Below are 6,401 nucleotides of genomic sequence, written 5' to 3'. Positions count from 1 at the left end.
AGCACCGTAAGGTGTGGAGGTGACCGGTACTAATAGGCCGAGGGCTTGTCCTCAGTTGCTCGCGTCCACTGTGTTAGTTCTGAGGCAACGACCGTGTTTTTTTCCGGTCCAACTTCATAGTGTTTCGGTGGTCATAGCGTGAGGGAAACGCCCGGTTACATTCCGAACCCGGAAGCTAAGCCTTACAGCGCCGATGGTACTGCAGGGGGGACCCTGTGGGAGAGTAGGACGCCGCCGAACAATCTTTGGGAAAACCCCGCACCTTACCGGTGCGGGGTTTTCTGCGTTTAGGCTCCTTGTTATGCGCTATGACCTCGTGATCTTCGACAACGACGGTGTGCTCGTCGACAGTGAGCCCATCTCCAACCGGCTGCTCGCCGCCTATCTCACCGAGCTGGGGTACCCGACCTCCTACGAGGACTCCCTGCGCGACTACATGGGCGCCGCCATGCACCGCGTACACGATCTCGTCGAGGCTCGGACCGGGGAACGGTTGTCGGGGGACTTCGATGATGTCTTTCACGCTCGGGTGTTCGCTGCCTTTGAGCGGGAGCTGAAGCCGGTGGCCGGGGCCGAGGGAGTGCTGGAGAAGCTGGCCGCGGACGGGGTGCCGTACTGCGTGGCCTCTTCCGGGAGTCATGAGCGGATTCGGGTGGGGCATCGGACGACCGGGCTGACGCGGTGGTTCGAGGACGGGCGGATCTTCAGCTCGCAGGATGTCGGGCGGGGGAAGCCGGCGCCGGATCTGTTCCTGTACGCGGCCGAGCGGATGGGGGTCGCGCCGGAGCGGTGTGTCGTAGTGGAGGACAGTCCGCTGGGGGTGCGGGCCGCCGTCGCGGCCGGGATGGATGTCTACGGCTTCACGGCGATGACGCCCGCCTCGCGGCTGGAGGGCGCCACCGGACTCTTCGGTGACATGGGGGAGTTGAACGACCTGCTCGTCTGACCGAAGCTGAGGGAAACTCATCTTTGGCTGGATCTACCCACGAGTACGCCCGGGCCCTACGCTCCCGCCATGACTGATGTGCTGCGGCGCGGCAGGGCCTCGCTGGCGTTCGGCTTCTTCGCCCAGGGCGTCGCCTTCGCGCTGCTGGTCACCCGGATCCCGGCCATCCAGGACCGGTACGGGGTCTCCGACGCGCTGCTGCCGGTCTTTCTCGCCGCCGTGCCCATCCTGGCCGGCGTCGGGAGCGTGGCGACCGAGCGGCTGGTGAAGCGGGTGCCGCCCAGCCGGGTGCTGCGGTGGTCCCAGCCGGTGGTGTTCCTGGCGCTGCTGGGGGTCGCGGCCGGGGACAGGATGGTCGAGCTGGCCGTGGCGCTCGCGGCGTTCGGGCTGTCGGTGGGGGCGTTGGACGCCTCGATGAACATGCTCGGGGTGAGTCTGCAGCGGTCGTACGGGCGCAGCATCATGCTCAGTTTCCACGCGGCGTACAGCCTGGGCGGGATTCTGGGGGCCTCGCTGGCGTGGGCGGGGGCACATTGGGATCTCGCGCTGTTCGTGTCGTACCTGCCCGTTGTGGTCGTGCTGCTGCCCGCCGCGTTCGTGGGGAGTCGGTGGTACGTCGACGGGGAGTCGGCGGCGGGTGTGCGCGGGGAGGTGGTGAAGGGCTCGGCGGGGGGCGTCGGGTTCAAGGTGCTGTTGCCGCTGTGTCTGGTGATGACCTTCGCGTACATCGGGGATTCCACGGTCTCCAACTGGAGCGCGAAGTACCTCCAGGACGTGCTGGGGAGCAGTGAGCAGCTCGCGACCGTGCCGTATGCCCTCTACATGGTGACCACGCTGGTGGGGCGGTCCATCGGGGACTTCGGGGTGCGGCGGTTCGGGGCCGTGGCGGTGGTGCGGGGCGGGACGGTGGTCGCGGCGGGTGGGTTCGCCGTCGTGGCCGTGGCGCCCGGGGCGTGGGTGGGGATGCTCGGGTTCACCTTGGTGGGGCTGGGGTTGTGTGTGCTGGTGCCGCAGACCTTCGCGGCGGCGGGGCGGTTGTTCCCGGGGGCGTCCGATGCGGCCGTTGCCCGGCTGAATGTGTTCAACTATGTGGGCTTTTTGATCGGTTCGCCGTTGGTGGGGGCCTTGGGCGATGCGTGGAGTTATCGCGGGGCGATGCTGGTGCCGATGGTGTTGGTGCTGGTGACGCTCGTGTATGCCAGGTCGTTCGACGCTCAACCGGACCGATACGGTGGCGGGCATGAGCGGCCGCGCACAGCTGATGTGGGACGAGGCAGTAACGGGATATGACTTTGGTCCGGAGCATCCGATGGATCCGGTCCGGCTCACGCTGACCCGGCGACTGGTCGAGGCGTTCGGGCTCGACCGGGAGGTCGATGTGGTCGCGGCGAAGGCGGCGGGGGAGTCGACGCTGCGGCTCGTGCACCGGGAGGACTACATCGCGGCCGTCAAGGCGGCGTCGGTGGATCCGGGGGCGGCGGACGGGTCGTACGGGCTGGGGACGCTCGATGATCCGGCGTTCGCGGGGATGCATGAGGTCTCGGCGCTGATCGCGGGGCAGTCGGTGGGGGCCGCGGAGGCGGTGTGGCGGGGCGAGGCGCTGCACGCGGTGAACTTCGCGGGCGGGCTGCATCATGCGATGCCCGCGAGTGCGTCGGGGTTCTGCGTCTACAACGACGCGTCGCTCGCCATCGCGCGGCTGTTGGAACTGGGCGCCGAGCGGGTCGCGTACGTGGATGTGGACGTGCATCACGGGGACGGGGTGCAGGCCGCCTTCTGGGAGGATCCGCGGGTTCTGACGATCTCCCTGCACGAGCATCCGCGGACGCTGTTCCCGCAGACCGGGTGGCCGGAGGAGACCGGGGCGGCCGGGGAGGCCGAGGGGTCGGCGGTGAATGTGGCGTTGCCGGCGGGGACGGGGGACGCGGGGTGGTTGCGGGCGTTTCACTCCGTGGTGCCGGAGTTGATCGCTGAGTTCCGGCCGCAGGTGCTGGTGACGCAGCACGGGGCGGATACGCACTTCGAGGATCCGTTGGCGCATCTGGCGGTGTCGTTGGATGCGCAGCGGGCTGTGCAGGTCGCCTGTCATGAGTTGGCGCATGAGTTCGCCGGGGGGCGGTGGGTGGCGCTCGGGGGTGGCGGGTACGCGGTGGTGGATGTCGTGCCGCGGTCGTGGACGCATCTGGTGGGGATTGCGGCGGGGCGGGAGATCGCGCCGGAGGCCGTGATTCCTGAGGGGTGGCGGCAGGAAGTGTTCGCTCGTACGCGGCAGTTGGCGCCGGCGCGGATGACGGACGGGCGGTGGCCGGTGGAGTGGGGGGCGTGGGAGGCGGGGTACGACCCTGCGGATCGGCTGGACCAGGCTGTGTTGGCGGCTCGGCGGGCGGTGTTTCCGTTGCGGGGGCTGTTGGCGTAGGGGAGGGGGTTTTCGCCCCCGCCGCCCCTACCCGTCCCCTCCCCAGGGGCTGCCGCCCCTTCCGCCCCGCCCGGGGGCTCCGCCCCCTGGACCCCCCGGTCGGCCCCGAAAGGGCCTCGTCCTCGAACGCCGGACGGGCTGAGAGGGCCGACCTTGCTTCCGCGTCCTCAACGCTGGACAGCTGAGAGCGCCAGCGTGCCGTTACGCCGACCGTGGGGTGTTCCGCTGTTCTGGTCGTCCTGGGCGGGCTTGTCCGTCAGCATCGCTCCCGTGTTGTCCATCGGTGCTCTGCGTGCTCATCTGGTCGCTGCTCGGCTGGCGGGGGTGGTGGCCACCTCGCGGGAGGCGAGTCTGCGGAGTTATCGGCTCTTCGCGGCTCGGGATCCGAGGGTTTTGCTCGGGATTGATCCGCAATGTTCCTGGGAGCCCCGCGAATTGGTCGCACTCATGGCCGATAAATGTGGGGTTTCCGCTGATCCGTCGCGCGTGGACGGGCATGATGTGATCGATCCGGCGCGAACCGTGGCCGCTCTCGACTCCTTCGCCGCCCGCATCGCGGCCGTCGCTCAGCGCAGCGGCCCCGTGCTGATCGGCACCGGACATCCGCATCGGCTGCTCGGTTTCTACGTCGCTTTGGCGGACGCTCTCTCGACGGCTGGATGTGCTGTCCTCACACCGGCGCAGGGTCGCTGTGTCGACATAACGACCCGGTTCGGTCTACGCACGTACAACCTGGACTACGTACGAGGAGTCGCGCTCGTGCGAGAACCGGGCCGCCCGGGCTCCGGTGGTGAGACCGGCGCACACAGCCACTCGCCCCTCCCGGTTCGCACCGCGCTGGCCGCGGCCGCCGAGGCCGGCGGGCCGTTGCCGGAGCTGGTCATCGGGGATCACGGCTGGGTCTGCGGAGCAGGTCAGCTGGGGTTCGAGGCCATTGGTCTCGCCGATACCGATGACCCCGCGCTCTTCGTGGGGGAGGCCGAGGGGACCGTGTCGGTCGTCGTTCCACTTGATGACGCTGTGCGGTCCGATTACTACCGGCCGCTTACCCGCTACGTACTCAATCGAGCGTGTCTGTCACAGTAGTCCGCCGATGGGTGCACCTCTTCCCCACTCGCATCACCCGCCCCTACATTGGGGAGTGAGCACGCAACGACGAAGAGTCACCGGAAGGGGAAGCCGGTGGCCGTCGAGTGCGGAAGGTTCAGGTGTGTCATGGCTGCAGCTGGCGAGAGGCCTCTGAACGAGGTTCAGTTCCTTACCGTGGCGGAAGTCGCCTCGGTGATGCGAGTGTCGAAGATGACCGTGTACCGCCTGGTGCACAGCGGTCATCTGCCCGCGATCCGGGTGGGGCGGTCCTTCCGCGTCCCCGAGCAAGCGGTGCACGAGTACCTCCGCGAGAGTTATGTGGGGGTGGAAACCGCCTGACGGCACGGGTGCGGGGGAGTCCTCAGGGCACCATCGGATCTCCCCCGGACACCTCGATTACGACCTCAGCGCTCGGGCGGGTAGGCTAGCCCCTCGTAGGTCGTGTGGGCCCATGGCGCCCAAACACCGAGTGATGAGAAGTGAGCGAGGGTAGTCGTGGGCTCTGTTATCAAGAAGCGGCGCAAGCGGATGGCCAAGAAGAAGCACCGCAAGCTGCTCAAGCGCACGCGCGTTCAGCGTCGCAACAAGAAGTAAGTTCGCGACGCGAGCCGCGAGAGCGTATGTGTGGCCCCCCACCGGCAGGTGGGGGGCCGCGCGCGTTCCCGGGCCGGTGTGCGGCGGACCGGACCCTGTGCGCGGGTCTGGACACCGGTATGGCTTGGTCCGTTCGTACGTCCGGGGGTGCCGTCACTTCGTGCAGTGGGTGGTCCTCACAGCGCGACACCGAGCCGCTAAGTTGGCGGCACGCGGGGAACCCGGCAGGGTAACGAGCAGCGGTACATCAGGTCTGGACGATTCCTGGAAGGAAGGCGCTGATCTTGGGCAAGGTCGTGCTCGTGACCGGAGTGGCCCGTCAACTGGGGGGCCGGTTCGTACGGCGGATCCAGCGTGACCCCCAGGTCGACCGGGTCGTCGCCGTGGACGCGGTTCCGCCCGAGCACCATCTGGGCGGTGCGGACTTCATCCAGGCCGACATCCGGCAGGCCGGCATAGCGCGGGTACTGGCCGAGACGGGCGCCGACACGGTCGTACACCTGGACGTCACGGGCACCGCGCTCGGCGCCGGCAGCCGGACCACGGTCAAGGAGACCAACGTCATCGGCACCATGCAGCTGCTCGGGGCCTGCCAGAAGTCGCCGGCCGTGCAGCGGCTGGTGGTGAAGTCCAGTACGAACGTGTACGGGTCGGCGCCGCGCGATCCCGCTATGTTCACCGAGACCACCCCGCCCAAGTCGCTGCCGAGTGGCGGGTTCGCCAAGGACACCGTCGAGGTCGAGGGCTATGTGCGCGGCTTCGCCCGGCGGCGGCCGGACGTCGCCGTCTGTGTGCTGCGGTTCGCCAACATCCTCGGCCCGACCGCGGACACCCCGCTCGCGGCGTACTTCTCGCTGCCCGTGCTGCCAACCGTGTTCGGCTACGACCCGCGGTTGCAGTTCGTGCACGAGGACGATGTGATCGAGGTGCTGCGGATCGGTTCGCACGAACCCGAGCGCGGCACCCTCAACAGCGGCACCTTCAACATCGCCGGTGACGGAGTCCTGCTGCTGTCGCAGTGTTCGCGACGGCTCGGCCGGCCCACCGTGCCCCTGCTGCTGCCCGCCGTCACCTGGGCCGGCTCGCTGGTGCGCACGCTCGGCATGACGGACTTCTCGCCCGAACAGATCCGGCTGCTGACCCACGGCCGGGTCGTGGCCACGGACCAGATGCGTGAGACGCTCGGCTTCCAGCCGAAGTACACGACCGCGGAGACCTTCGCGGACTTCGCGCGCAGCCGCGGACCCGGACTGCTCCCGCCGGAGGCCCTCGCGGGGGCCGTCGACCGGATCGCCGCGCTGTCCCTCGAGGGCAGCGGTCACCCCCCGACGCAGAGCGCCAACTGAGGAGCGCATC

General features: G+C 68.7%; 7 protein-coding genes and 1 rRNA gene. All 8 read left to right on the top strand.

The genetic code is table 11. From position 1 onward, the window contains the following. Window positions 1–123 precede the first annotated feature (123 nt). The 8 genes from rrf (at window position 124) to ACWD1Z_RS04515 (ending at window position 6,391) form a co-directional block, all read left to right on the top strand. A 5S ribosomal RNA gene (rrf, locus tag ACWD1Z_RS04550) occupies window positions 124–240 on the top strand. Between the two features lie 61 nt (window positions 241–301). After that, window positions 302–946, top strand: a complete 645-nt coding sequence (locus ACWD1Z_RS04545) for an HAD family hydrolase (RefSeq protein WP_451115410.1) — start codon at window positions 302–304, stop codon at window positions 944–946. A gap of 27 nt (window positions 947–973) precedes the next feature. Then, entirely contained in the window at window positions 974–2,236 is a 1,263-nt protein-coding gene (locus tag ACWD1Z_RS04540; RefSeq protein WP_451115470.1) for an MFS transporter, read from the top strand. Next, window positions 2,187–3,362: an acetoin utilization protein AcuC gene (locus tag ACWD1Z_RS04535; protein WP_451115408.1), complete on the top strand. Its 1,176-nt coding sequence runs from the start codon at window positions 2,187–2,189 to the stop codon at window positions 3,360–3,362. The genes ACWD1Z_RS04540 and ACWD1Z_RS04535 overlap by 50 nt, the downstream gene beginning before the upstream one ends. A gap of 270 nt (window positions 3,363–3,632) precedes the next feature. Beyond that, the gene (locus ACWD1Z_RS04530) at window positions 3,633–4,448 is read left to right on the top strand and encodes a phosphatase (protein ID WP_451115406.1); all 816 of its coding nucleotides are present in this window, start codon (window positions 3,633–3,635) and stop codon (window positions 4,446–4,448) included. 129 nt (window positions 4,449–4,577) lie between these two features. Next, entirely contained in the window at window positions 4,578–4,790 is a 213-nt protein-coding gene (locus ACWD1Z_RS04525) for a helix-turn-helix domain-containing protein (protein WP_004984898.1), read from the top strand. Between the two features lie 156 nt (window positions 4,791–4,946). After that, on the top strand, window positions 4,947–5,045 hold the full coding sequence (locus ACWD1Z_RS04520) for a 30S ribosomal protein bS22 (RefSeq protein ID WP_003948845.1): 99 nt from the start codon (window positions 4,947–4,949) through the stop codon (window positions 5,043–5,045). A gap of 284 nt (window positions 5,046–5,329) precedes the next feature. Next, entirely contained in the window at window positions 5,330–6,391 is a 1,062-nt protein-coding gene (locus ACWD1Z_RS04515; RefSeq protein ID WP_451115404.1) for an NAD-dependent epimerase/dehydratase family protein, read from the top strand. The last annotated feature ends 10 nt before the right edge of the window (window positions 6,392–6,401 follow it).

The organism is Streptomyces sp. NPDC002784, assembly GCF_053592135.1.
The sequence above is the reverse complement of the archived record's forward strand: the minus strand, read 5'-3'. Positions and strand labels throughout refer to the sequence as shown.

What these genes read in the sequence shown, in the direction of transcription:
- ACWD1Z_RS04545 (WP_451115410.1), top strand. Translation starts at nt 302, where the DNA reads ATGCGCTATGACCTCGTGATCTTCGACAACGACGGTGTGCTCGTCGAC.
- ACWD1Z_RS04525 (WP_004984898.1), top strand. Translation starts at nt 4,578, where the DNA reads ATGGCTGCAGCTGGCGAGAGGCCTCTGAACGAGGTTCAGTTCCTTACC.
- ACWD1Z_RS04535 (WP_451115408.1), top strand. Translation starts at nt 2,187, where the DNA reads ATGAGCGGCCGCGCACAGCTGATGTGGGACGAGGCAGTAACGGGATAT.